The 25,574-nt window shown below is 63.2% G+C and carries 19 protein-coding genes; 15 read left to right on the top strand and 4 right to left on the bottom strand.

Annotated elements, in window-relative coordinates:
• Positions 1 to 30 precede the first annotated feature (30 nt).
• Positions 31 to 2,406, top strand: coding sequence for a heavy metal translocating P-type ATPase (locus HKD27_RS04945; RefSeq protein WP_194688672.1), 2,376 nt, complete (start codon positions 31 to 33; stop codon positions 2,404 to 2,406).
• 21 nt (positions 2,407 to 2,427) lie between these two features.
• Here HKD27_RS04945 and HKD27_RS04940 read toward each other — a convergent pair whose 3' ends face one another.
• Both HKD27_RS04940 and cysK read right to left on the bottom strand, forming a co-directional pair.
• Positions 2,428 to 3,096 carry an alpha/beta hydrolase gene (locus HKD27_RS04940; protein WP_194688673.1) on the bottom strand — a complete coding sequence of 223 codons (669 nt, stop codon included), beginning with the start codon at positions 3,094 to 3,096 and terminating at the stop codon, positions 2,428 to 2,430.
• A 124-nt stretch (positions 3,097 to 3,220) separates the two neighbouring features.
• Positions 3,221 to 4,216: a cysteine synthase A gene (gene cysK, locus HKD27_RS04935; protein WP_194688674.1), complete on the bottom strand. Its 996-nt coding sequence runs from the start codon at positions 4,214 to 4,216 to the stop codon at positions 3,221 to 3,223.
• Between the two features lie 334 nt (positions 4,217 to 4,550).
• Between cysK and HKD27_RS04930 the strand changes: the two genes are divergently transcribed.
• From HKD27_RS04930 to HKD27_RS04885, 10 genes are all read left to right on the top strand, one after another.
• Positions 4,551 to 4,748: a hypothetical protein gene (locus HKD27_RS04930; protein ID WP_062508013.1), complete on the top strand. Its 198-nt coding sequence runs from the start codon at positions 4,551 to 4,553 to the stop codon at positions 4,746 to 4,748.
• Positions 4,749 to 4,829: 81 nt separating this feature from the next.
• The gene (locus HKD27_RS04925) at positions 4,830 to 5,801 is read left to right on the top strand and encodes an ABC transporter permease (RefSeq protein WP_370544233.1); all 972 of its coding nucleotides are present in this window, start codon (positions 4,830 to 4,832) and stop codon (positions 5,799 to 5,801) included.
• Positions 5,798 to 6,781 (top strand): ABC transporter permease, encoded by a 984-nt coding sequence (locus HKD27_RS04920; RefSeq protein WP_194688675.1) that lies wholly within the window; start codon positions 5,798 to 5,800, stop codon positions 6,779 to 6,781. Before HKD27_RS04925 ends, HKD27_RS04920 begins: the two co-directional genes overlap by 4 nt.
• Positions 6,771 to 7,724 carry an ABC transporter ATP-binding protein gene (locus tag HKD27_RS04915; RefSeq protein ID WP_194688676.1) on the top strand — a complete coding sequence of 318 codons (954 nt, stop codon included), beginning with the start codon at positions 6,771 to 6,773 and terminating at the stop codon, positions 7,722 to 7,724. Before HKD27_RS04920 ends, HKD27_RS04915 begins: the two co-directional genes overlap by 11 nt.
• Positions 7,721 to 8,653, top strand: coding sequence for an ABC transporter ATP-binding protein (locus tag HKD27_RS04910; protein WP_194688677.1), 933 nt, complete (start codon positions 7,721 to 7,723; stop codon positions 8,651 to 8,653). The genes HKD27_RS04915 and HKD27_RS04910 overlap by 4 nt, the downstream gene beginning before the upstream one ends.
• A gap of 103 nt (positions 8,654 to 8,756) precedes the next feature.
• Positions 8,757 to 10,217: a xanthine dehydrogenase small subunit gene (gene xdhA, locus HKD27_RS04905; RefSeq protein ID WP_194688678.1), complete on the top strand. Its 1,461-nt coding sequence runs from the start codon at positions 8,757 to 8,759 to the stop codon at positions 10,215 to 10,217.
• Complete coding sequence (gene xdhB / locus HKD27_RS04900) at positions 10,210 to 12,525, top strand: xanthine dehydrogenase molybdopterin binding subunit (RefSeq protein WP_194688679.1); 2,316 nt, start codon at positions 10,210 to 10,212, stop codon at positions 12,523 to 12,525. Before xdhA ends, xdhB begins: the two co-directional genes overlap by 8 nt.
• A gap of 2 nt (positions 12,526 to 12,527) precedes the next feature.
• Entirely contained in the window at positions 12,528 to 13,400 is an 873-nt protein-coding gene (gene xdhC / locus HKD27_RS04895) for a xanthine dehydrogenase accessory protein XdhC (protein WP_194688680.1), read from the top strand.
• Between the two features lie 105 nt (positions 13,401 to 13,505).
• Positions 13,506 to 15,053: a glucoamylase family protein gene (locus HKD27_RS04890; protein ID WP_194688807.1), complete on the top strand. Its 1,548-nt coding sequence runs from the start codon at positions 13,506 to 13,508 to the stop codon at positions 15,051 to 15,053.
• 119 nt (positions 15,054 to 15,172) lie between these two features.
• Positions 15,173 to 15,358, top strand: a complete 186-nt coding sequence (locus HKD27_RS04885) for a YqaE/Pmp3 family membrane protein (protein WP_062497689.1) — start codon at positions 15,173 to 15,175, stop codon at positions 15,356 to 15,358.
• 75 nt (positions 15,359 to 15,433) lie between these two features.
• On the opposite strand, the gene HKD27_RS04880 is transcribed toward HKD27_RS04885, so the two are convergent.
• Positions 15,434 to 16,876, bottom strand: a complete 1,443-nt coding sequence (locus HKD27_RS04880) for a sugar porter family MFS transporter (protein ID WP_276525785.1) — start codon at positions 16,874 to 16,876, stop codon at positions 15,434 to 15,436.
• 322 nt (positions 16,877 to 17,198) lie between these two features.
• On the opposite strand from HKD27_RS04880, the gene HKD27_RS04875 reads away from it, so the two are divergent.
• Both HKD27_RS04875 and HKD27_RS04870 read left to right on the top strand, forming a co-directional pair.
• Complete coding sequence (locus HKD27_RS04875; RefSeq protein ID WP_194688681.1) at positions 17,199 to 18,104, top strand: LysR family transcriptional regulator; 906 nt, start codon at positions 17,199 to 17,201, stop codon at positions 18,102 to 18,104.
• 94 nt (positions 18,105 to 18,198) lie between these two features.
• The gene (locus HKD27_RS04870; protein ID WP_370544232.1) at positions 18,199 to 20,040 is read left to right on the top strand and encodes an FUSC family protein; all 1,842 of its coding nucleotides are present in this window, start codon (positions 18,199 to 18,201) and stop codon (positions 20,038 to 20,040) included.
• Positions 20,041 to 20,053: 13 nt separating this feature from the next.
• Here the strand turns inward: HKD27_RS04870 and HKD27_RS04865 are convergent, their stop codons facing one another.
• Positions 20,054 to 20,848, bottom strand: a complete 795-nt coding sequence (locus HKD27_RS04865; RefSeq protein WP_194688683.1) for an SDR family NAD(P)-dependent oxidoreductase — start codon at positions 20,846 to 20,848, stop codon at positions 20,054 to 20,056.
• Between the two features lie 172 nt (positions 20,849 to 21,020).
• Here HKD27_RS04865 and HKD27_RS04860 point away from each other — a divergent pair, with 172 nt between their 5' ends.
• Entirely contained in the window at positions 21,021 to 24,653 is a 3,633-nt protein-coding gene (locus HKD27_RS04860; protein WP_194688684.1) for a PAS domain-containing protein, read from the top strand.
• A gap of 79 nt (positions 24,654 to 24,732) precedes the next feature.
• The gene (locus HKD27_RS04855; protein WP_194688685.1) at positions 24,733 to 25,572 is read left to right on the top strand and encodes an aldo/keto reductase; all 840 of its coding nucleotides are present in this window, start codon (positions 24,733 to 24,735) and stop codon (positions 25,570 to 25,572) included.
• The last annotated feature ends 2 nt before the right edge of the window (positions 25,573 to 25,574 follow it).

Raw genomic sequence — 25,574 nt, 5'->3', positions numbered from 1 at the left:
AATCCTCCTAGCCGACAGGACCCTTTCCAGATGTCAGAAACGATCAGTTTCCCCGTCGGTGGCATGACCTGCGCCGCCTGTGCCGCGCGGATTGAAAAAGTCCTCAACCGTCAGGACGGTGTGAAGGCGACCGTGAACTTTGCGTCCGAGCGCGCGCAGGTCGCTTTTGAAAACGCCTCGTCCTCCGTTGAAAGCGTCGTGGCGGCCGTGCGTCGTGCGGGCTTCTCCGTGGACGAGCAGAGCCTTGACCTGTCGCTGTCGGGCATGACCTGCGCGGCCTGTGCGGCCCGGATTGAAAAGATCCTGAACCGCCAGCCTTCCGTACAGGCCAGCGTGAATTTCGCGGCCGAACGGGCGCATATCAATTACATTCCCGGCGTAGTCGAGCCGGCTTTCCTGATCGGGAAGATCGAGAAGGCCGGATTTGGAGCGCAGCGTCTGGACGAAGGCACCCGTGAAGACCCCAAAGCCAAGCGGGCCGCCATCTGGAAGCGTGAGCGCAACCGCTTCATCCTGACGCTTGTCCTGTCCCTGCCGCTTTTTGCCGAGATGATCGGCATGTTCTTCGGGCGCATGATCGTGCCGGTTCCGGTGCAGTTCCTGTTCGCCACGATCGTGCAGTTCGTCTGTGGCGCGCATCTGTATCGCAGGGCTTGGAACGCCGTGCGCGGCGGCTCGGCCAACATGGATGTGCTGGTCGTGCTCGGAACGTCCATTGCCTGGCTGTTCAGTGCGGTCGTCGTGGTGTTCGGACTGCACCAGCATGTTTATTTCGAAGCCAGCGCATCCATCATCACGCTGATTTCGCTCGGCAAGCTCATGGAGACCCGCGCCAAGAACAAGACGAGCGCGGGGATCGAAAGCCTGCTCCAGCTTCAGCCGCAGATCGCGCATGTCGAGCGTGATGGTGCGATCGTGGACCGTGCGGTTGCGGACATGCATGTCGGGGACATCTTCGTCGTGCGTCCGGGCGAAAGCGTGCCTGTGGATGGCGAGATCATCGAGGGGTCTTCCGAAGTCAACGAGTCCATGCTGACGGGTGAGAGCGTCCCGGTTCTCAAGGAAGTCGGGCAGGACGTCTTTGGTGGCACGATGAACGCCAACGGTGCGCTGCGTGTCCGGGCGACCGGCGTGGGTGCGGATACGGCGCTGGCGCGGATCGTGAAGATGGTCGAGCAGGCACAGGGGTCGAAGGCCAATGTGCAGCGTCTGGCCGATAAGGTTTCGGGCATTTTCGTGCCTACGGTTATCGGGATCGCCGTTCTCACCTTCCTGATCGGCTGGGCCGTGACCGGTTCCGCGACATGGAGTCTCGTCTCGGCCGTATCCGTACTGGTGATTGCCTGCCCGTGTTCGCTGGGTCTGGCGACGCCAACGGCCATCATGGTCGGGACGGGGCGTGGTGCGCAGTCCGGCATCCTGTTCCGCAATGCCGATGCGCTGGAGCGGGCCGAGAAGCTCAAGACCATCATCGTCGACAAGACCGGCACGCTGACGCAGGGGCGTCCCACGGTTGCCGCCGTTCATCCGGCAACGGGCATGTCGGTGGAGACGCTGCTGAGCGTCGCCCATGCCCTTGAGCATAATTCCGAGCATCCGCTGGCCCGCGCCATTGTGGACTATACGGAAAGTCACGGTGTCAGTGCCGCTGTTGCCGCGGAAGGCTTTCAGGCTGTTCCGGGCAAGGGCGTGGTGGCGCAGGTTGGGGGACAGGAAGCGCGTCTGGGTTCGCCAGCCTTCATGCAGGCGAGTGGTCTGGATCTGTCTGCGCTGCCGGTTGCTGCGCTGGAAAGCGAGGGCAATACCGTCATCGCAGTAGCGCAGGGCGGTCAGGTTCTGGGCATTATCGCACTGGCGGATGAACTCCGGGCCGATGCTGTGGCGACCGTGAAGGCTCTGAAGGCCCGCGGCATCCGGGTCGTGATGCTGACGGGCGACAACGAACGCGCGGCCTCTGTCGTGGCGCGACAGGTTGGCGTGGATGACTATCTCGCCGGCGTGCTGCCCGAGCACAAGGCGGATGGTGTTGCGAAATACCGGGCGCAGGGCGGTCTGGTCGGCATGGTGGGCGATGGCATCAATGATGCGCCGGCCCTGGCGGCCGCCGATGTCGGCTTCGCCATCGGCGCGGGCTCTGCTGTGGCTCTCGATACGGCCGATGTCGTGCTGATGAAGAGCGAGATGACCGGCGTTCTGGATGCGATTTCGCTGTCCAATGCGACCCTGTCCAAGATCAGGCAGAACCTGTTCTTCGCCTTCATCTACAACATTCTGGGCCTGCCGCTGGCGGCTTTCGGAATGCTGAATCCGATCGTGGCGGGCGCTGCCATGGCCATGAGTTCCGTCTCGGTGGTCAGCAACTCCCTGCTGCTCAACCGCTGGAAACCGATCTCCGGCAAGTCCTGAGGCAGATGCTTCCGGGTGCGGTCACTGCACCCGGAACGGGAGTTTTCTGCGGGCGAAATCGAGCATGGCCGTCGCGCCATGCTCCCACAGACCCAGCGGTTCGCTGCTGCCGATATGGCCGACAGCACCCGCTTCCAGAAAATCCGACTGCCACTGACCGGCCAGTTCCCGCGCACGCGGCAGGGACAGCCAGGGGTCATTGCTGCTGGCCATGATCGCGGTGGGGACCGGCAGGGGTATGTGGGGAAGCGGGCCGAAAGCGCGGATGCGTTCGACTTCCGGATGTGCTGTCTGGTCGATATCGGCAGGTGCGACCAGAAAGGCCCCGGCCACCTTCTGGCCACCATGACGGCTCAGCCATTTCGCGCTCAGCACGCCGCCGAGACTGTGGGCGATCAGGAAAACCGGACGGGATGACGCCTCGACCGCAGCGGTAAGCGCTGCTTCCCAGTCTGCGGGGCTGGGCGTTTCCCAGTCCGTCTGGTGCAGACGTTTCAGGCCATAAGCCTGTTCCCAGTGAGACTGCCAGTGATCCGGACCCGAACCGAAGAGGCCAGGGATCAGCAGCAGTTCGACCTGCTGGCCGAGGCGCTGGAAGGCTCCGGCGATCTGCTGGCGGCCCGTATCAGGCAGGCCATGCGTGGCCCAGGCGGGATCGAAGGATGTCGGACGGCCGGAAAACAGGTTCATGACGTTATCTCCTCTCAGCCGTCCCGACTCTTCTTCAGGAGAGCGGAACAGGACTTCGAGTTAATAACGAACATAAACGCATATTAAATAAAACAACTTTTGTTTATAGTTGTTTTATTGATGCTCAAGCCAGCCCGTCGAAGAGCTGTGTGGAGAGGTAGCGTTCCGCGAAAGACGGGACGATGGCAACGATCGTCTTGCCGCGGCTGGAGGGCTTGCGGGCCAGTTCCATTCCCGCGAACAGGGCTGCTCCCGAGGAAATTCCGATGGGGATGCCCTCAACGGCCGCACAGAGCCGTGCCGTTGCCACTGCTTCCTGTTCGGAGACCTCGAACACGCCATCCAGCGCCTTGAGATCCAGCGTATCGGGCTCAAAACCCGGGCCGATGCCCTGAATGCCATGCGGGCCGGGCTCGTCGCCGTGCAGCACAGCACTTTCCCGCGGTTCCACACCATAGATCTTGATGGATTTACGATGTTTCTTGAGCCCGTGGGCAATGCCGGACGCCGTACCGCCTGTTCCCAGACCGGCCACGACCATATCGACCTTGCCTGCCGTATCTTCCCAGATTTCCTGAGCCGTCGTGGCTTCATGCACGGCCGGGTTGGCGTCGTTTTCGAACTGGCTCGGCATCCAGGCGTCAGGCAGGGTGCGGTTAAGCTGCTCGGCGCGTTCGATGGCACCGGCCATGCCGCGGGATGCAGGCGTCAGTTCGGTATCCGCGCCCATCAGGCGCAGCATCTTGCGGCGCTCGGTCGAGGCATTTTCCGGCATGGTGACGATCAGGCGGTATCCCAGCGCCACGGCCGCGAAAGCGAGCGAAATGCCGGTATTGCCCGAAGTCGGCTCGATCAGGACAGTGCGGCCCGGCGTAATCAGGCCGCGGGCTTCGGCATCCCGCAGCATGGCCACACCGATCCGGTCCTTGACGGAGCCGAGCGGGTTGAAGAATTCCAGCTTGAGGAGCAGCCGCCCGTTGAGATGCTCACGCTGGGTCAGGTGGGGCAGCGCGACCAGCGGTGTGCCTCCCACTGTTTCCAGAAAGGAGTTGAAAACGCGTCCCCTGGGGGCGGCATAACCTTCGAACGGGGCGGGGGACAGCGGAACCTTCTTGCTCATGGCCTCACTTAACACGGGAAATGGGGAAAAGGGCAGACGGTAAATGATGATTTCCGTTACAACGAAACAATAGCGTTATTATGTATGCGGCGTCGATATCACATCATGTTCATGCGTTATATGTTGACGGCACGGCGCAGGGCATCGTATCTGACAGCCTCAAGTGGCATCCACAGCAACGGGACCGGTCGGTCAATGATGTGTCGAATGTGTAGCACGCAGCGCAAACGCTGCTCCGCTTCAGGCCCGGAGGCAATCGTCTCCGGCGTGTCATAACGCCCGGCAACTGGCCCGATAAAAGGGGTGTCGGGCTCGTTCTTCAGGGTCCGGCATCATGCTTGGTTCAACAGTCATCGAAATCAACGGCGTTTTTCTCGGTGCGGCCATTCTGGTCAGCGAGAGCGGGACGAGACGCTTCTATGCCGCGCATGACAGCGTGCGCGCGCTCCACAATGAACTCCTTCCCGATCTGGTCGCGCTTCAGCAGCGCATCCGTCTGCATGTGCGCAGGCCAGCCTATCAACTGGTCTGATTGACAAAGACCCCCTTCTGTCCGGGCCCGTTCGTGCTGTAGAACGAAAAAGATCACGAACCGGAACGGATTGGAGCAGGCGTGGAAGGAAGTTATCGGCGGATTATCCGCGCTGTTCTGACACGCCGTGACGGCGCCTTCGCGGCTCTGCTCCTCCTTTCCATCATCTTCGCCTGCCTGTTGGCCCCGCTTTACGCCACTCTCAACGGGATTGACCCGTTCTCCTCCGACATCGCGGGGACGACGATCCGGAACGGGCAGCGCGTTGATCTCATGCAGCCGAATGACAATCCGCTTCATCTGGGTCTCAGTCCGATCGGACCGGACTGGCGGCCGGGGCCTTATGCGCTGGGGGCGGACTCGCAGGGACGCGACGTTGCCGCACGGGTTCTGTATGGCGGGCGCAATTCCCTGCTGATTGCGGCAGCCTCTGCGACGTTCTGTCTGTGTCTGGCGGCCTGTATCGGGATTTGTGCGGGGTATTTCGGCGGCTGGATCGACCTGATCCTGTCGCGCATTCTGGATATGCTCTGGGCGATCCCGGTCTATCTGTTCGCGATTTCGCTGTCCGTCGTCACGGTGGGGCATGGCATCCGGCTTGGGCCTGTGACCATCGGGGCGGATAATCTGCTGATCCCGATCGGGATTATTGCACTGGTCTATGTGCCTTATGCGGCGCGGCCGTTGCGGGCACGGGCACTGAGCCTGTCGCAGGCGGGGTTCGTCATGGCGGCGCGGGGGATGGGAGCGTCGGATTTCCGTATTCTATGGCGGGAAATCCTGCCGGGGCTGACGCCGACCATGGCCGTTCTGGCTCCCCTGGTGATGGCGCTGTGCATGCTGGCGGAATCCGCATTGTCCTTTCTGTCGCTCGGTGTGCAGGCCCCGGCGGCGTCCTGGGGGACGATCATTCAGGACGGAGAAGGGCTGCTCTATACGCGGCCCATGGTGGCCATCGTGCCGGGGCTGGCGATCGTTCTGACCGTTCTGGCGCTCAATGTTCTGGGCAATGCGCTGCGGGATCAGCTCGATCCGAAAGGAGCAGGCCGATGATCCGCAGTCTGGCTTCCCGGACCGGGCAGATGCTGCTGGTCATTTTCGGGATTTCCGTTCTGGTGTTCTGCATTTTCTTTGCGACACCGGGTGCGGACCCGACGGCGCGCATTGCAGGCCGGGGCGCCAGTCCGCAGGTCGTGGAACGCATCCGCGCGGAGTATGGGTTCGATCGACCTTTGCCCGTTCAGTACGTGAAGATGATGGAAAAGCTGTTCGTCACCCGGGACCTGACGTCTTTCGTCAATCACGGGCAGCGGGTTGTGCCGGAAGTTTTGCAGGCGGCACCCGTGACGCTCTCGCTGGTGCTGTGGGCGGCGTTTTTCTGGATCAGTGGATCGCTGGTGTTCGGGATTGCCTCGGCCGTTCTGCGCGATAGTTGGGTGGACCGGCTGCTGATGGTTCTGGGGCTGATCGGGCTGTCCATGCCGGTGTTCTGGCTGGGCGAGGTCGTCAATCTCGTCACGCAGAGCCGCTGGCATGACACGTTTCTGTTCCGCTGGGTGCCGCCGCTTGGATACGTGCCGTTTTCGCAGAGCCCGTGGGGCTGGGCAAAGGCGCTGTTCCTGCCCTCCCTGACGCTCGCTGTGTGTTTCATCGGCCTGTATGCGCGGGTCCTGCGTTCCGAACTGCTGACTGCCATGAGCGAAGACGCCATCCGCACGGCGCGCGCCAAGGGAGCCGGGCCGGTGCGCGTGTGGCTGTGGCATGGTCTGCGGCTGTCCTGGCTGAGCTATATTTCGCTGTTCGGGCTGGATTTTGCGCAGCTTCTGGGTGGGGGGGCGCTTCTGACGGAAGTCGTGTTCGCCATGCCGGGCGTGGGGCGGCTGACCTATCAGGCGTTGGCGACGCTCGACCTGCCGCTCATCATGGCGACCGTCATGTATGCCGCCGTGTTCGTCGTTATCGCCAATGCGCTGGTGGACGGGCTTTATGCCCTGCTGGACCCACGGATCATGGAGGGACGGCATGGGCGCTGATGCTCTTTTAAAGCTGCATCATCTGCATCTGGAGCTGCCGAATGGGACCGCTTTGCTGGAAGACGTGTCCCTGACCGTTTGGCGCGGGGATGCGCTGGGCGTGGTGGGGGAATCCGGGTCGGGAAAGAGCCTGACGGCCATGAGCGTCATGGGGCTGTTGCCGGGGCTGAAAGCCTCGGGTTCCATCCGTTTTGAGGGGCGCGAACTGCTGGGGATGAAAGATCGTGAGTGGCGGCGTCTGCGTGGTGCGGGCATGGCCATGATCTTTCAGGACCCGATGACGGCGTTCCTGCCGGTCCGCTCTATCGGGGCGCAGATCGACGAGCAGATCCGTTTGCATGAGCCCGTAAGCCGTCGCGAGGCCCGCGCGCGGACGGTGCTGCTGCTGGGACGGATGGGCGTGCCTGATCCGGAAGCGGCGGCGAAGCGCTATCCGCACCAGCTTTCCGGCGGCTTGCGTCAACGCGCCATGATCGCAATGGCGCTGTCCTGTGATCCGGCGCTTCTGATCGCGGATGAACCGACCACAGCACTTGATGTCACCGTTCAGGCGCAGATCCTGACGCTTCTGTGCGAAATCCGCGACAGCGGGGCAGGTGTGATGCTGATCACGCACGACATGGGCGTGGTGGCGCAGACCTGCACGCATGTGGCGGTCGTCTATTCCGGGCTTGTCGTGGAACAGGGGCCGGTTGCGGCAGTCATGGCGCGGCCGCTGCATCCCTATACGCAGGCTTTGCTGGAGGCGATCCCGCCGCTGGACGGTCCAAGGCCGGATGCGCTGCCGACCATTCCGGGGCGTCCACCGGCCCCCGATGCGCGGCCGGAAGGCTGTGTTTTCGCGCCGCGCTGCCGGTACGTGCGACCGGATTGTGCCGAGCGTCCGGCGCTGCGTGAACCGGAAGAAGGGCGGCGCGTGGCCTGCGTGCTGTACGACGCATGACCATCCTGCTTGAAGCGAAAAACCTCAGCAAACACTACCGCCTGTCGCATGGAGAAACCCTGCGCGCCGTGAGCGATGTGTCGCTGGTCGTGCATCGCGGGGAGGCGCTGGCGCTGGTCGGAGAGTCCGGCTGTGGCAAGTCCACGCTGGGCCGGACGCTGATCGGGCTGGGGGCGCCGAGTTCGGGCGATGTGTTCTTTGAGGGTGAACGGATTTCCGGTCTGTCGGACCGGGCGCTGCGCCGCTGGCGGCCGCGGATGCAGATGGTGTTTCAGGACTCGTCCTCGACGTTCAATCCGCGCCGCACCATCGGCGACACGCTGGCGGAACCGATGCGGATCCATGGACGGACGGGCATTGCAGAACGGATCGAGGCGTTGCTGGAGCAGGTGGGCCTGTCGTCTTCCGTTCTGTCCCGCTATCCGCATGAGTTCTCCGGCGGGCAGCGGCAGCGTCTGAACATTGCCCGCGCCTTGATGCTGGGGCCGGATCTTCTGGTGGCGGATGAGCCGACGTCAGCACTCGATGTGTCTGTGCAGGCGCAGATCGTGAATCTGCTGCGGGATCTGCGCAATTCGCTGGGCGTGGCGTGTGTGTTCATTTCTCATGACCTGGCGGTTGTACGTCAGATGGCAGACCGGATTGCCGTCATGTATCTGGGGCGGATCGTGGAGGAAGGGGATGTGATGGCGGTTCTGGAAGCCCCAGCCCACCCTTATACGCGGGCGTTGCTGAATGCGGTGCCGCGTCCGGACCGGCCCTTGCCGCCGCCGCTTAAAGGCGACGTGCCGAGCCCGATCCATCCGCCGCAGGGCTGTGCGTTTCATACGCGCTGTCCGCTGGCCCAGCCGCGCTGCTCGCAGGACCGGCCGGAACTGCGGCAGGTTGCGGAAGGGAGAACGGTGGCCTGTCATTATCCGCTGCTCTAAAAAAGGCAACGGTTTGTTCCGATCTTGGATATAGACGGCAACACCTGCCATGAGGCACAGAAGGCTGCACGCCCCCTCGTATTTTTGCCCGAGATTCCGCCCGATGCGCCAGACCATCCGTTTCTATCTGGGGGAAGACCTCTGCACGCTCAGGGATGTGTCCCCGACGCTGAGCCTGCTGGACTGGCTGCGTGATCGTGGCCGGACCGGCACCAAGGAAGGTTGCAATGAGGGCGATTGCGGGGCTTGCACGGTGCTGGTCGTCCGGCTTGAAGACGGGCGGCTGAACTGGCGCGCGGTCAATGCCTGCATCCAGTTCGTCAGCATGCTGGACGGCGCGCAGATCTATACGATCGAGGATCTCGGCACGCCGGATGCGCCGCATCCCGTGCAGAGTGCCATGGTTGAACAGCATGGCTCGCAATGCGGGTTCTGCACGCCGGGTTTCGTCATGTCGATGGCCGCCTATCGCAAGACCGAAGGGGCGACGGCGGACGATCAGGCCATTGATGACGCACTGGCCGGCAATCTGTGCCGCTGCACCGGCTATGCGCCGATTGTACGGGCCATGAAACAGGCGATGGCGGCGGGGCCGGACCGTTTTGATGCGCAGGTGGAGGCGATTGCCGCGCGTCTGACGGCGTTGCAGGACGGCGAAAGCGTGCGGCTTGAAGGGCCTGAAGGCACGCTTAGCATCCCGGCGTCTGCGGATGATCTGGCGGAGATCCTGATGGCCGATCCGGAAGCGACCATCGTTGCGGGTGCTACGGATGTGGGGTTGTGGGTGACGAAGGGGATGCGTCGCCTGAAGCATGTCGTGCCGATCGGGCGCGTTCCTGAACTGCGGGCTTTGACCAGAACGCCCGAAAGCCTGCGGATCGGAGCTGCGGTGACGTATCAGGACGCACGACTGGCCATTGCGGAACTGCTGCCGGATGCGGGGGAAATGATCCGCCGTCTGGGCTCCACGCAGGTGCGGAACAGCGCGACCGTCTGCGGGAATATCGCAAATGGTTCCCCGATCGGAGACGGGCCGCCGATGTTTATTGCGGCCAATGCGACGCTGCATCTGCGACGCGGGGCGGAGCGTCGGTCCATCGCGTTGGAAGATTATTTCATTGCTTACGGAAAGCAGGATCGTCAGCCCGGCGAGTTCGTGGAGGCGCTGACCATTCCAGCACCGGCACAGAACGCGCAGTTCCGCGCCTACAAGATTTCCAAGCGCTTCGATCAGGATATTTCCGCTGTTCTTGGCGCTTTCATGATCGAAACGGAAGATCAAGGTCGGATTGCCACAGCCCGGTTGGCTTATGGCGGCATGGCAGCCACGCCGAAACGGGCGTCAGGCGCAGAGGCGGCATTGCTCGGACGGGTCTGGGACGAAAACGCGCTTGAGGCGGCACGGACGGCGGTTCTGGAAGACTTCGCCCCGCTGACGGATATGCGGGCGAGTGCCTGGTACCGGCAGACCGTGGCCGCCAATCTGCTGACGCGGTTTTTTGAAGAAACGACGGGTACTGAACAGGCGCGCCTCGCCCGGACGGGAGGGCTGGCGCATGTCTGATCTCGTTCCGGGTGCCGCGTCCACCAGCATGAAGCATGAAAGCGCGCTGCTGCATGTGACGGGGCGGGCGACCTATATCGACGACATGCCTGAGCCACGTGGCACGCTGCATCTCGTGCCAGGGCTGAGCACGAAAGCGCATGCGCGGATCGTGTCGATGGATCTGGATGCCGTGCGCGCCGCGCCGGGTGTTGTGTGTGTGCTGACGGCGGCAGATGTGCCGGGGGAAAACCAGATCAGCCCGGTTCATCGGGAAGACGAGCCGCTTCTGGCGACGGATCATGTCCATTTCTGGGGGCAGGTGATGTTCGCTGTGGTGGCGACGTCGCGTCAGGCGGCGCGGCAGGCCGTGCGGCTGGCGAAGATCGAATATGAGGAAAAACCCGCGATCCTGAACATCGCGCAGGCGCGGGAGAATGGCAGCCCGATGGTCTGGCGTTCCCTGACCATGCAGCGCGGCGACGTGGAACGTGGCCTGAAGGCTGCGCCGCGCCGGCTGTCGGGGCAGATCGAGATTGGCGGACAGGAGCATTTCTATCTGGAAGGGCAGGCCGCGCTTGCCCAACCCGGAGAGGCCGGGGAAATGCGGATCTGGTCCTCCACGCAGCATCCGTCCGAGACGCAGCATCTGGTCGCCGCCGTGCTCGGGCGGCCGCATCATCTGGTTACGACGGAAGTGCGGCGTATGGGCGGAGCGTTCGGCGGAAAGGAGACGCAGGCCAATGCCTGGGCCTGTCTGGCCGCCATCGCCGCTGACCGGACCGGGCAGGCGGTCAAGGCGCGTCTGGACCGCGATGATGACATGATGGCGACCGGAAAGCGGCATGACTTCCTGATCGACTATGATGTTGGCTTCACGGACGAGGGCGATATTCTGGCCGTGGACATGGTTCTGGCTGCACGCTGCGGCTGGGCGGCGGATCTGTCCGGACCTGTGACGGACCGGGCGCTGTTTCATGCCGATAATGCCTATTTCTATCCCGATGTGCGGCTGAAATCCGAACCGTTGCGGACCAACACCCAGTCCAACACCGCCTATCGCGGTTTTGGTGGACCGCAGGGGATTGTCGCGGCGGAGCGTGTGATCGAGGAAGTCGCATTTGCGACCGGGCTTGATCCCGTGACGGTCCGTCTGCGGAATGTCTACGGGACCGGGACGCGCAATCTCACGCCGTATCACATGACGGTCGAGGACTCGATTACGGCCGAGATCCTCACAAAGCTGGTCGCGCGCTGCGATTATCAGGCGCGCAAGGCGGAGATCCGGGCGTTCAACCGTACCAGCCGCATCATCCGTCGCGGCATTGCGCTGACGCCGGTGAAATTCGGAATTTCCTTCACCGCCACCCATTACAATCAGGCCGGTGCGCTGGTGCATGTCTATACGGACGGCTCGGTTCAGGTGAACCATGGCGGGACGGAAATGGGGCAGGGGCTGCACACCAAGATGGTGCAGATCGTCCTGCGCGAGTTCGGCCTGACGGCGGATCGCGTCCGCATCACGGCCACGACGACCGGGAAAGTTCCGAACACGTCCGCCACGGCGGCGTCTTCGGGGGCGGATCTGAACGGCATGGCGGTGCTGGACGCCGTTCGGAAGATCAAGGATCGGATGATCACGTTCGCGGCTGAAAAATGGGCCGTGGCGGCCGAAGACATCCATTTCCGGCCCGATGGCGTACATGTCGGCGCGGAGATCATGACCTTCCAGCAACTCGCCTGGCAGGCCTATTTCGCGCGGGTCTCGCTGTCCTCGAACGGGTTTTACAAGACGCCGAAGATTTCCTGGAATCCCGAAACCGGGCGCGGGCGACCGTTCTTTTACTTCGCCTATGGCGCGGCCTGTGCGGAAGTCTCGGTCGATCTGCTGACGGGGGAGCACAGCATCGACCGCGTGGACATCCTGCATGATGCCGGACAGTCCCTCAATCCGGATATTGATATCGGGCAAATCGAAGGCGGGTTTGTGCAGGGCGCGGGCTGGCTGACAACTGAGGAGTTGGTCTGGGACCCCGCCGGACGTCTGCGGACCCATGCGCCCAGCACTTACAAGATCCCGGCCTGTTCCGACCGGCCACGGATTTTCAATGTGGAGCTGCTGGAAAATGCACCGAACCGGGAGGAGACGATTTTCCGTTCCAAGGCCGTCGGGGAGCCGCCTTTCGTGCATGGGGTCGCGGTTTTGCAGGCCATTTCAGACGCGATCGCCAGTCTGGACGACTACCGGACCTGCCCGAAGCTTGACGCACCAGCCACGCCTGAGCGGGTACTGAAAACCCTCATGTCGCTGCAAGAGCGCGCAGGCTGAGTATGCTCGCGGATGTTCTGCGCTGGCGGCGGGAGGGGCAGGAGATGGTGCGCCTGACCGTCATCCGCGCCCGGGGTTCGACGCCACGGGAAGAAGGCGCGTTCATGCTCCTGACCCAAACCGAGCAGACCGGCACGATCGGCGGTGGTCGGCTGGAATGGGACTGCATGGCGGAAGGACGCGCGCTTCTCGCTTCGGGAGGAGAGACGGTTGAGCGCTATATTCCGCTGGGCCCGGCCATCAACCAGTGCTGCGGCGGGGCGGTGACGGTTCGCATTGAGCGTGTGGGAGTCCCCGAGGCCCTTGAGGCGGAAATCCGTGCGGAATGGGAGAGGCTGCCGCAACTGCTGCTGTTTGGGGCCGGACATGTGGGGCGCGCTCTGGCGCGTTCGCTGGCACTTTTGCCGCTGCGGCTGGTCTGGGTGGATGCGCGCGAGGAGGAGTTCGGGACCGTGCCGCCAGGCGTGGAGGCACATGTCACCGAGCAATGGGAGCCGCTTGTTCAGGGTGCTCCCGCCGGATCGGGCGTTCTGGTCCTGACGCAGAGCCATACGCTGGATGCGCTCATCACGGGGGCGGCGCTGGAGCGCGGGGACCTGCGCTATGTCGGCATGATTGGATCGCGGACGAAGCGCAAGCGATTTGAGAGCGCCTTCCGTCAGATCGATATTCCGCAGGAGCAGATCGACCGTCTTGTCTGCCCGATCGGGGATTTCGGGGTGCGCGACAAGCGGCCGGAGGTCATTGCGACCTTCGTGACGGCGGAAATTGCGGCCCGGATGCTGTGCCAGACAGAGTCGTGCAGGGGGGATGTGGTTTCGGATACGAGTATTTCAGATATCGGTGATGTTACATTCGCCCCAATCCTGTCATAAAGCATGACCCTACAAGGGCGGAGCTCCTTCACTTTCCGGGTGTCACGGAAAGTTGATGTAACGGTGGGTGCGTCGGTGTCACTCCTTCTGCTTATCCTCCCCCGCATGAGCATGCAGCACCGGACGCAGCGGACTTCCGAAGTCCTGACTTTCTCTCCAGCTACCGGGAGTGGTCGAAGGAAAAAATCCCGGATTTCCCGCCTCTGTCAGATTGGTCTTGCACTGGGGGCTCTGGCGGGAACGTTTGGCATCGCACAGGCCGAGCCAACGGTCAGCACCGCGCTGACGCCGGCGCTTCAGCCTGCAAGCCTGCCTGCGGCCGATGCGGCTTTCGTTGATGATCTTGAAAAGCGCACGTTCAACTGGTTCTGGGAAACCGCCAATCCGAAAAACGGTCTCGTGCCGGACCGTGCGCCGCTTCCCAATGGCGCGGCGAGCATTGCCAGTGTCGGCTTCGGGCTGACGGCTTACGGCATTGGCGTGGAGCGGCACTACATCACCCGCCAGCAGGCCGTGGACCGGACCCTGACGACGCTGCGCTTCCTGGCCAGCCTGCCGCAGAACGATCATGTCTCGGGCGCTGCGGGGTATAAGGGTTTCTTCTACCATTTCCTTGATCCCAACACCGGCCTGCGTGTTGCCGACTGGTCCGAGCTGTCCAGCGTTGATACGGCGCTGCTGATGGGGGGCGTGCTGTTCTCGCAGTCCTATTTCGATCATGACACGCCGCAGGAAAAGGAAATCCGCGACGTTGCGGACAAGCTGTATCGTCGGATCGACTGGACTTGGATGAAGGCGCGTGGTCCCTGGCTCAGCATGGGCTGGATGCCGCCTCATACGTTCCTGCCGAGCGACTGGAAGGGCTATAACGAGGGTCTGATTATCTATCTTCAGGCTCTGGGTTCGCCGACGCATCCGCTCCCGGCCGAGACCTGGAAGGCATGGACCGCGACCTATGAGAACCAGTGGGGCGACTTCCAGGGCCACAAGCTGCTGAATTTCGCGCCGATGTTCGGGCATCAGTACAGCGAATCCTGGATTGATTTCCGGGGCGTTCAGGATGCCTGGGACCGGGCCCATAACGTCGATTATTTCCAGAACGGGCGTGAAGCCGCCTATGCCCAGCGGGCCTATGCGCAGGCCAATCCGGGCGACTGGAAGGATTACGGGCCCAATATCTGGGGTCTGACCGCCTGTGACGGTCCGGGCGATGCGCAGCAGGTCTATGACGGCAAGAAGCGTCATTATCTGGCCTATAGCGCGCGCGGAGCCGGGCGCGATTACATTCTGGATGACGGCACGATTGCGCCAACGGCCGTGGGTGGGTCCATCGCCTTTGCGCCGGAAATTGCCCTGCCGGCGCTCAAGGAAATGCGCGCCCGTTACGGGGACCGGATTTACAACAAATATGGCTTCCTCGACGCCTTCAATCCGTCCTTTGCGGATCAGAAAAGCTACTGGGTTGATGGGCAGCAGTTGGGCATCGATCAGGGGCCGATCCTGCTGATGCTGGAAAACTGGCGCAGCGGCCTCGTGTGGAACACGATGAAGAAGAACGTCTATCTGCGGACCGGGCTGGAGCGTGCGGGTTTTCAGGGCGGATGGATGCGGACCAAGACGGCGACGTCCAAGCCGGTTGGCCAGTCGCTCTGAACTGTCGCTCCAGGCGTGCGGGGGCCTGCGTTTGCGGGTGCCTCCATGAACCGGAGTTGCATCCCGAGCGTTTCTCACCGATCACTGATGTCAGAGCATCTTTGTGAAAGGAGAGCACCATGCGTCTCATTCTTGCCCTGCTTCTGCCCTGGCTGCAGTTCTTCACCATCGGCCGCCCGTTTGCCGGGCTGGTGTGCCTGATCCTTCAGATCACGGTGATCGGCTGGATCCCGGCTGCCATCTGGTCGGTCTATGCGCTGAGCCAGTACAATACTGATCGCAAGATCGCCGCTGGTCGCGGCTGACGTAAAAAAAAGCCCCCGTTCCGGCAAGGAACGGGGGCTTTTTTGTGCCGTAAGGGCCCGATTGAAGAGCCGGGTTCAGCGGCCGATATTGCGCAGGCTTACGCCCTGGTTGAGGCGGGTTTCGATGGCTTCAAGGGACACGCCCTTGGTCTCGGGAACGAAGAACAGCACTACGAAAATGAACACCGCATTCAGTCCGGCATAGAGCCAGAAGGTGTGCGAAGCCCCGAGCGTCGTGAGTAGCCCAAGGAACGTCGCACCGACCACCATGTTTGTGATCCAGTTGGTGACGGTCGAGCAGGTGATGCCGAAATCACGTCCCTGCAGCGGCATGACTTCCGAGCACAGAACCCAGACCAGTGGACCGGCCGAGAAGGCGAAGCCTGCGATGAAGCACAGCAGGACCGAGATCGCGAGGTAATGCGACAGGTCCGTATTGCCGACGGCACCCGACATGATGGTCGCCAGAACCGCGAGGCCAGCTGACATGATGGCAAATCCCGTGATCAGCATTGGACGACGACCCCAGCTGTCCGCAAAGGCAATGGCGATGAATGTGGCGAGCCAGTTGACCACACCAACGATTGCCGTGCCCCACATCTGGCCGCTCGACCCGAAGCCGACTTCCTGGAAGATGCGCGGCGCGTAGTACATGACCACATTGATGCCGGTGAGCTGCTGCATGACCTGAAGCACGATGCCGAGGAGGACGGCGCGGCGGAAGTTGCGGTTCTCCAGGAACATCGCCAGACCGCGCTGACGGTCATGGATCTGCCCTTCGATGTCGCGGATTTCCTGATGGGCGTGTTCGGGGTTGTGACGCAGTTCCTTCATGATCGACAGGGCTTCTTCATGACGGCCACGCAGCATCAGCCAGCGCGGGCTGTCAGGCAGGAAGAACGAACCGATCAGGAAGAACGTGCCGGGAATGGCCATGATCCCCAGCATCCAGCGCCATGAGCCGCTATAGGACAGGATGGCGTTGGACACGAAGGCCAGCAGGATGCCCAGCGTGATCATCAGCTGGTACATCGACACCAGACTGCCGCGCCGCGAGATATCCGAGACTTCGGAAATGTAGAGCGGGGCCACGAAGCTGCCGATACCGATCGCCAGACCCAGCATCGTGCGCCCGATGATCAGTTCGGACACAGAGGACGCCAGCGCGCAGACGAGCCCACCCGCTACGAACAGGAATGCGCTGAAGATTAGGGAGCGGCGGCGTCCGAACGCATAGGACATGCGGCCCGCACCGACGGCACCGACGGCCGCGCCGAACATCATGGACGACACGATCCAGGACTGCTCGAAATCGGTGGCGTGGAACTCGTCACGGATGAAGCCGAGCGCACCGGAGATGACACCCACATCCAGCCCGAACATCAGGCCGGCAATGGCAGCCAGGACGACGGCGAACATCATACGCCCGACCATGGGCGTTTTGACGGCGCCAGAAGAGTGGGCGCCAGCGGAAGCTTCGGAGGGGGCGGGGGAGGGGTTGAGCACTGTGTCGCTCATGACGGGAAAACTCCGGCGACCCGCAGGGCAGACCTGTCAGGGGAAAGGCAGAAAAAACCGGACAGAACAGCCTGTACCGGGGACCGAGGGGAAGGCTCTTCTGTGACAGGCACGATGATTCGCCATCTTGAGCCCTAAAGTATAACGCATAATTGGGAAAATATTCAAAACTATATGTGATAATCGGCTGGATTTTCTGTCCTGATGCAATCAGGTCACAGAGGAGGAGACAGGGACGCGCTTCCGCGCGGCCTGACGGATTGCCACGGACGGATCAGGGCGACACACTTCCTACCCTTTCCGTGTTCATGGACAAGCCCTCGTGTTCCTGCGTCAGCTGACCTATCTCATCGCTCTCGACCAGTACCGGCATTTTTCCCGCGCCGCGGAACACTGCAACGTGTCGCAGCCCGCGCTGTCAATGGCGATCCGTCAGCTTGAGCATGAACTTGGCGTGCCCATCGTCCGGCGCAACCGGCGTGTCCTGGGGCTGACGCCGGAAGGCGAGCGCGTACTGGCCTGGGCGCGGCAGACGATGGCGGCTCTGGATGGTCTGCGTCAGGAAGCCGATTTCGCGCATGAAGTCGCAGGGGGTACGCTTTCCATAGGCACCATCCCCCCCGCCATCCAGATCATGCCCCTGCTGATGGAAAGCCTCAGGGCCGCCGTGCCGGCACTCCATATGGAGCTGACCGTGTCCGCCAATACCGATATTCTCCATGACCTGACCGAACAGCGCCTTCAGATGGGGCTGATCTATCTGGATCAGGTTCCCGAAGACGGCAGTTTCGAGACGCACCAGCTTTATGCGGAACAGTATGTCTTCGTGGCCGGCTCCCGGATGGAGCTGCCGTCCCGCAAGACGTTCAGCTGGGCGGATGCGGCGGAACATCCGCTGGGTCTTCTGGGCCATTCCATGCGGACCCGGCAGATCGTGGATGAGTGCTTTGCGAAGGCCAGGGTCAGGCCCAATGTCCTGCTGGAGACCAACGCGCTCGAACTGCTGTATGTGGAGCTGCTCGCCGGGCGTCTGGCGACGATCCTGCCCGTCGCGGCCCTGCTGCATCAGCGTGATCCCGCCAATCCGCTCCAGATCCGCCGGCTTGCATCCTGTCCTTCCCCCGGGGTCGGTCTGGTGCGGCTGAAACAGCCGGTGCAGACGGCCCTGATGTCCCGAAGCTGGGAAATCGCCACGCAGCTCGTTCTGGAAGATGCACTGACAGTCTGACGCAGATCATAAGCGTGGCTTATGATGCAATCATGACAATGTGTTGGACAGGCCCGGACCGTTCTTCGCAGATTGCGGCTTTTCGGACGGAAGAGTGTCAGGTTTGAGCGGGAGAGCGGCCGATCTCGCGGTGTCGGGATCAACATTCGGATCGGAGCTGCGGGATGTCCTGACCGAACGCTGGGGCTGGCTGTTTGCCCCGTCCGCGAAGGATCTGGGCTTTGCGGTTCGGACTTCGGTTGCAGCGATCCTGTCCCTGCTCATCGCCATGTGGATGGAGCTGGACAGCCCGCAATGGGCGCCGCTGACCGTCTGGGTCGTGGCGACGGCCTCGCGCGGGGAGAGCCTGTCCAAGGCGCGCTGGCGGTTTGTGGGCACGATCATCGGGGGCTGCATGGGCGTCGCCCTGATCGCAGCGTTCCCCCAGCAGGCGGGACTGTTCTTCATCGCGCTCGCAGTCTGGATCGGGCTGTGCTGCGGTTGGGCGACGTTTCTGGACGGGTATCGCCGCTACGGGTTTCTCGTCATCAGTTTCACCTCCGCCATCGTGGCGACCGGCGCGATCAGCCAGCCCGACGACGTTTTCAACGTTGCCATGGCGCGGGGCACCTACATCATGCTGGGCACGGTCTGCGAAGCGGGGCTGGCGGTCCTGTTCCTGCCGAATGTGCAGAAAGAAGCCCGGGCTCGGCTGCTCGGAAAGCTTCAGCAGGTCACGGCAAAGGTGGCGTTCCACGCGGATGTGCTGCGGGCGGGGCGGTTCGATCCAGAAACCGAGGGGCGCCTGCTGGCCGAACTGGTGGATGCCAATACCCGCATCGAGTTCGACGTTCTTGAAATGGGATCTGGCACCCGACGCACCGCGGATCATGCGAGGGCGGTTCTGGCGCGTCTGCTCGCCGTTCTGGCCCGGGCGCAGGGAGGGGCGACCGGCATTGATGTGGACCGGGACCTTGAGGCCGCGCGGAATCATATCCATGCCATCATCGCGCCCCCGCCTCATGACCGCTTCACGTTCCGCACGCGATCCCCGCGCCATATCCTCGAAGCGGTCCTGAACGGGCTGCGGGCCGCGACGGGCATCATGGGCGCCTGGCTTTTATGGGAAGTCACGGCCTGGCCATCCGGGCCGGCCTTCGTGTCTTTCGTGGCGCTGGTGTATGGGCTGCTGGCGACCCGCGAGATCCCCGCGCTGGCGTCGTCCGGTTTCTATCGTGGTGCGGTGTGGTGCGCGGGTGTGGCGGGGATCTATGCGTTTTTCGTCGTGCCCGCCGTCACGGCGCCGGAATATCTGGCGCTGCTCCTGCTGATCCCGATGGTGATCGGCGGCTTGGCTGCCCGGGCGCCGAAGCTCGTGAACCATGCGTTTTCGTTCAACATGTTTCTGCCCGTCCTGATCGGCCCGTCAAATCTCATGCGCTATGACGAGGTGTCGTTCCTCAACGGCGCCAGCGCTTTTCTGGGGGCAGTCATCTTCACGCGCGTCACGTTCGGCGTGGTGTTTCCGTTCCGCGCTGACAGCCATCTCAGGCGCACGTCGGCCTGGGTCGAGCAGCAGCTCCGTTTTATTGCGCGGGGCGGTGGCCAGACGGTTCACCAGTGGCTGGCGATCAACGCCGCCAGCATGGTGCGCGCCGTGCGGAGCTGTCAGGGTGTCCCGCGGGATGTGATGCTCGCCTATATGGCGCGGCATCTCAATGCGATGGCGCTGGGCCTGTGGGTGATCGAACTGCGCGATGCCGCCGCACGGGAAACCACGCCCGTCTCCATCCGCAGGCGCCTGCAGGTCTTTCTGCGGGCGTGGTTCCGCAAGGGCGATGGTGCGGCTCCGCTCGCACAGACCGTTTTCCTGTCCCTGCGCAAAGATCCGGCCGTCGAACCCGACGTCCGGACCGCGCTGCAGCGGCTGGCGGGGGACGTGCCCCCGTCTGCCTGATCAGCCTTTCTGATCAGATGGTATCGACGGTGCCGCCATCGACGCGCAGGGCCGCACCCGTTGTGGCGGACGCCAGAGGCGAGGCGGCATAGACGACAAGATTGGCCACTTCATCGACCGTGGCCATGCGGCGCAGGATGTTGCTCGGGCGATGTTTCTGCACGAATTCCGCCGCCAGTTCCGCGACCGGGCGGGTGCTGTCGGGGTTCTGGGCCTTGAGCATGTCCTCGACACCTTCGGACAGGGTGGGGCCGGGCAGGACCGAATTCACCGTCACATTCGTGCCCGCCATCAGCTTGGCCAGACCGCGGGCCAGACCCAGCATGGCGGTCTTGCTGACGCCGTAATCGACCATTTCGACCGGGATGTTCAGTGCCGATTCCGATGCGATGAACAGCACGCGGCCCCAGTTGCGCTCCTTCATGCCTGGCATATAGGCGCGGGACAGGCGCACGCCGGAGAACAGGTTGACCTCGAACAGATGCTGCCAGCTTTCATCCGTCGTCTGGAAGAAATCGTTCGGTGCGAAAATGCCGGCATTGTTGACGAGGACATCCACACTGCTTTCGGCCTCAAAGAGCGCCTTGCAGCCTTCGGCGGTTCCGACATCGGCGACGACACTGCGGAAGGCGCCGCCCGGGACGGCCTTGGCCAGCTTCTCAAGGGCGCCATCGACGCCTTCCTGCTTGCGGCCGTTGATGATGACGGTGGCGCCCGCCTCGCCCAGCTTCCGGGCGATAGCAAGACCGATCCCGCCGGTCGAGCCGGTGACGAGGGCGGTGCGGCCGCTCAGATCGAGGTTCAGCATGGCAGACTCCTGAAAATGTGATCGCGTCCCGACAGGAACGTCAGGGATGCGGGAAAGTGGCACATTCTTTTGTAGAGGTTTCGTGACAGGATGCGAGACATACGGGATCTGCTATTGCTGTGACACACTTCCGAAACAGGATGTGTCAGGATACCGGCGCTGAGAGGGAGGAATGATGGATCTTGTGGAGGGCACTGAAGAGGCCTCCGGAGCGCTGATGCTGCCTCCGGCGTCTGCTGTCGGCCGTGCGTCCATCCTGTGTGTCCATCTTCTGGCCCTGGCCGCCGCTGAAGGCGGGGGAGAGGCTGCGCTTCTGCTGCGCGACGCCGATGGCGTGCGTATTCTTGGCGGTGAGGGAGGTGCGATCGCCGCGGAAGGCGCGGCCTGCCTCATGGATGGTCAGTCCCTTGATGCCTGCACCGTGCGGCTCCTGCCGGTGCGCTCCGGTGCGGTCGAGGTCTGGCTGTGCGTGCGGCGCAATGCGCCGGCGCTCGAGCATGTCCTGGCCCTGTGTGCCCTGCAGGTGGACGATCTGCTCCGTGAGCGCGCCGCGGCTCCGCAATCGGGGGAGCATGCGCTTGTGGAACGCATGCAGTTGCGGATGCAGCGGATGGCGGACACGGCGGATGTCGCGTTCTACCGCTGCGATTTTGCAACCCGCGTGGTGACGGGGGATGCGCGTTTCGCAAGCCTCTGGGGACTGCCGCCCGAGCGGCTGGCCGTGGGTGTGCCGATCGACGAACTGCTGGTGTTCCTGCATCCCGATGACCGGCTGGTCTATGACGGCAGTCTTGAGGACGAACTGCGGGACGAGGGCTGCTACGAGCTGCGGTTCCGGATTCTGGTCTCATCCCCGTCCATGCCCGGTTCCGGACAGGCGCAGTCACGCTCCCCCCGCAGTTCCAGGCTGCGGCATGTTCTGCTGCGCGGGTGGCGGGAGGATGAAAGCCGGCCCGACAGCCGCCGCAGTGTCGGACTCGCGATGGATGTGTCGTCCGCCTCCATGACGGCGGAAGCCCTGCGGTCCAGCGAGGCATTCACGCGGCTGCTGCTGTCCAGTCTGCCGGACTGCATCCATATTCTCGACTGCGAAGGTTGCATCCGCTTCGTCAATGAAGGCGGCATCAAGTCCATGGAAATGGACAGCCCGATCATCATGCACGGCCTGCCCTGGGTCGATCTGTGGCGGGGGCAGCCACGCCGCCGGGCCGCCCTGGCGGTGCAGACCGCTCTGGCCGGCGAGACAGCGCGGTTTCAGGGTTATGCCATGACCATGCGCGGGCAGCGCCGCTTCTGGGACGTGGCCGTGACGCCGGTTTTTGGCGAGGACGGCGATGTGCGGCGTCTGCTGGCGATCGGGCGTGACCTGACGGAGGCCAACCAGTCCGCTGAGCGGCTCCAGCTTGCCCTTGATGCAGGTGCGATCGCCGGGACATGGATGTGGGATGACAGCGCGTCCCGGATGACGGGGGATGTCCGGCTGGCGCAGACACTCGGGCTGGACCCGGCCCGTCTGCGCGAAGGCGTCATGCCGAATGTTATTTATGATTCGGTGGACCCGCGGGACCGGTTCGCCGTGGTGCAGGCCGTCACGGCGGCGACGCGGCGAGGCGGGAAATGCCGGTTCGAGTTCCGGGTGGATACACCGGAGGGACAGCGCTGGTTCGAGGGCAACGGACGCTGCGATCTGGGGGACGAAGGGCGCGTGGTCCGCTTCCCCGGCATCGTCTTCGATATCGACCGGAGCAAGCGGCAGGCGCTGCGGCAGGCTGCGCTGGTCGAGCTGGGAGACCAGCTTCGCGCGCTGGATGATACCGGCATGATGGAAGAGGTCGCTGCCCGCATCATCTGCCGTGAACTGGACGCGAGTGGTGCGGGCTATGGCGTCGTCAATGATGACTGGACCGGCATGACCGTTGGCGGCACGCCTGAGATCACGCGTCCGCTGGTGGGCGTGCGGATGTTCGCGGATTACGGCGCGTTCAGGCCGATCCTGGGACGGGGCGAGCCCGTGGCCATCGCCGATGTCCATACCGACGCCCTGACGGCAGGTTATGACGCCCGCTATGACGCCGAGGGCATCGTGGCGATCCTCTGCGTTCCGATCTTCAAGTTCGGGCGTTTCGTGGGGCTGATGTTCGTCTGCCACGATGCGCCCCATACCTGGACGGACGAGGAAATCGTCTTCACCCGCGCCGTGGCGGACCGCACCCATGCCTCCATGCGGCAGGCCCGCACGCAGCAGCAGATCCGCGACCTCAACGTCATGCTCGAAGAGCGCATCCTGCAACGGACCCGCGAGCGCGACCGGTTGTGGAACATTGCCCGCGATCTGTTCATCATCATCGACCGGCGCGGTTATTACGTTGCGGTCAGCCCGAGCTGGGAAGAGACGCAGGGTTACAGGGCCGAGGAACTCGCAGGGCTGCGGCTGGATGCGCTGTGCCATCCCGATGACAGGCGCATGGTGCTGGATACGTTCGAGCGTCTCCTGACGGGGACGCCCTGGCCGACGGCGGGGCTGGATGTCCGGATGCGGCGGTCGGACGGCACCTGGCGGACCTATAACTGGAGCTGCAATGACGAGGGCGATGCGATCTATGCGGTCGGGCGTGACCTGACCGAGCGCAACGAACTGGAAGAACAGCTTCGTCAGGCGCAGAAAATGGAGGCTGTCGGGCAGCTCACGGGTGGTCTGGCGCATGATTTCAACAATCTGCTCGCCGGGATCGGGGGCGGGCTGGAACTGATCGGGCTGCGCCTGGCGCAGGGGCGGACAGACGGGCTGGGGCGTTACATCGCGGCTTCGCAGGATGCGGTCCGCCGGGCTGCGTCGCTGACCCATCGTCTTCTGGCCTTCTCGCGGCGTCAGACCCTCGATCCCACGCCCACGGACATGAATGCGCTCGTTCGCGGGCTGGAAAGTCTGCTGCGGGGGACGGTCGGGCCGGGCATAGAACTCGTTTTCGATCTGCAACCGGGCCTGTGGCTGACGCGCGTGGATGCCAACCAGCTTGAGAACGCGATCCTGAACCTGTGCATCAATGCCCGCGACGCCATGCATGACCGCGGGACGATGCTGCGGCTTGAGAGCGCCAACAGGGTTCTGACGGCTGATGTTGCCTCAGACATGTCCATCCGGGCGGGCGATTATGTGGTCCTGACGGTGCAGGATGAAGGCTGCGGCATGGCGCCCGAGATCGTGCAGCGCGCCTTTGACCCGTTCTTCACGACAAAGCCGCTAGGGGAGGGAACGGGGCTGGGGCTGAGCATGATCTACGGCTTTACCCAGCAGTCAGGGGGGCAGGTGGAGATCCACTCCGCGCCGGGGCAGGGGACAGCCGTGTCGCTCTGGCTGCCGCGCTATCAGGGGCAGAAAACCATCCGTCCCGAACCGCCGCCTTTGCCTGTCGCCTCCCAGCCGCGCCTTCTGGAAGGGCAGCGGGTCCTCGTCGTGGATGACGAAGAGGCCGTGCGGATGATCGTGTCGGACATGGTGACGGATCTGGGCGGGATCGTGCTGACCGCGGCTGATGGGCCGTCAGCGGAGGCGCTGGCTGCGGAGAAAGGTGCGCCGGCGGTTCTCATCAGCGATATCGGTATGCCGGGTGGCATGAACGGCCGGGAACTGGGCGAGCAGATGCTCGGACGCTGGCCGGGGCTGAAGGTGCTGTTCATCACGGGCTATGCCGAGCAGAGCATTCTGGGCGATCAGGCTCTGGCGCCGGGTTGCGCGCTGCTGGTCAAACCGTTCACGGTTGCGGCATTCAGCCGGAAACTGGCCGTTCTGCTGAGCCGGGACTGAACCCGGCCTTTACGATGGGCGTTGGTCAGTCAGCAGGCTTTGTGCCCGTGGATTTTTTCATCTTTGCAGGGAGACAGACATGTCGGCACAGGTTCCATCCGCCGAGACTCAGACCGTGATTTCCTTTCATGACGGTCACACCATGCCCCAGATCGGGCTGGGTGTGTGGGAAACGCCGCCGGATGAGACGGCCGAGGTCGTGAAGGAAGCCGTGAAGCTCGGTTACCGGTCTGTCGATACGGCGCGTCTGTACAAGAACGAGGAAGGTGTCGGCAAAGGTCTGGAAGATCATCCGGACATCTTCCTCACGACCAAGCTCTGGAATGACGAGCAGGGCTATGACAGTACCCTGCGGGCTTATGACGAAAGTGCCCGCCTGCTACGTCGCCCGGTACTGGACCTGTATCTGATCCACTGGCCGATGCCGGCTCAGGGCCAGTATGTCGAGACCTGGAAGGCACTGGTCGAGCTGAAGAAATCCGGTCGCGTGAAGTCCATCGGCGTTTCCAACTTTGAGCCGGAGCACCTGGAGCGGATCATGGATGCCACGGGTGTCGTGCCGGTCGTCAACCAGATCGAGCTGCATCCCGATTTCCAGCAGCGCGCCCTGCGGGAATTCCATGAGAAGCACAACATCCGCACCGAGTCCTGGCGCCCGCTGGGCAAGGGGCGCGTCCTGAGTGACGAGCGGATCGGGAAGATCGCTGAAAAGCACAGCCGGACTCCGGCGCAGGTCGTGATCCGCTGGCATCTTCAGAACGGGCTGATCGTCATTCCGAAATCGGTCAATCCGAAGCGTCTGGCTGAAAATCTGGATGTGTTCGGCTTCGTGCTGGATGCGGATGACATGCAGGCCATCGAACAGATGGATCGCAAGGATGGCCGGATGGGCGCTGATCCGAATACGGCCAAATTCTGAGG

The sequence above is a fragment of the Gluconobacter sp. R75690 genome, assembly GCF_015244525.1.
Taxonomy (GTDB): Bacteria; Pseudomonadota; Alphaproteobacteria; order Acetobacterales; family Acetobacteraceae; genus Gluconobacter; species Gluconobacter potus.
Note: the sequence above shows the minus strand (reverse complement) of the source record. Positions and strands in the feature narration are given on the sequence as shown.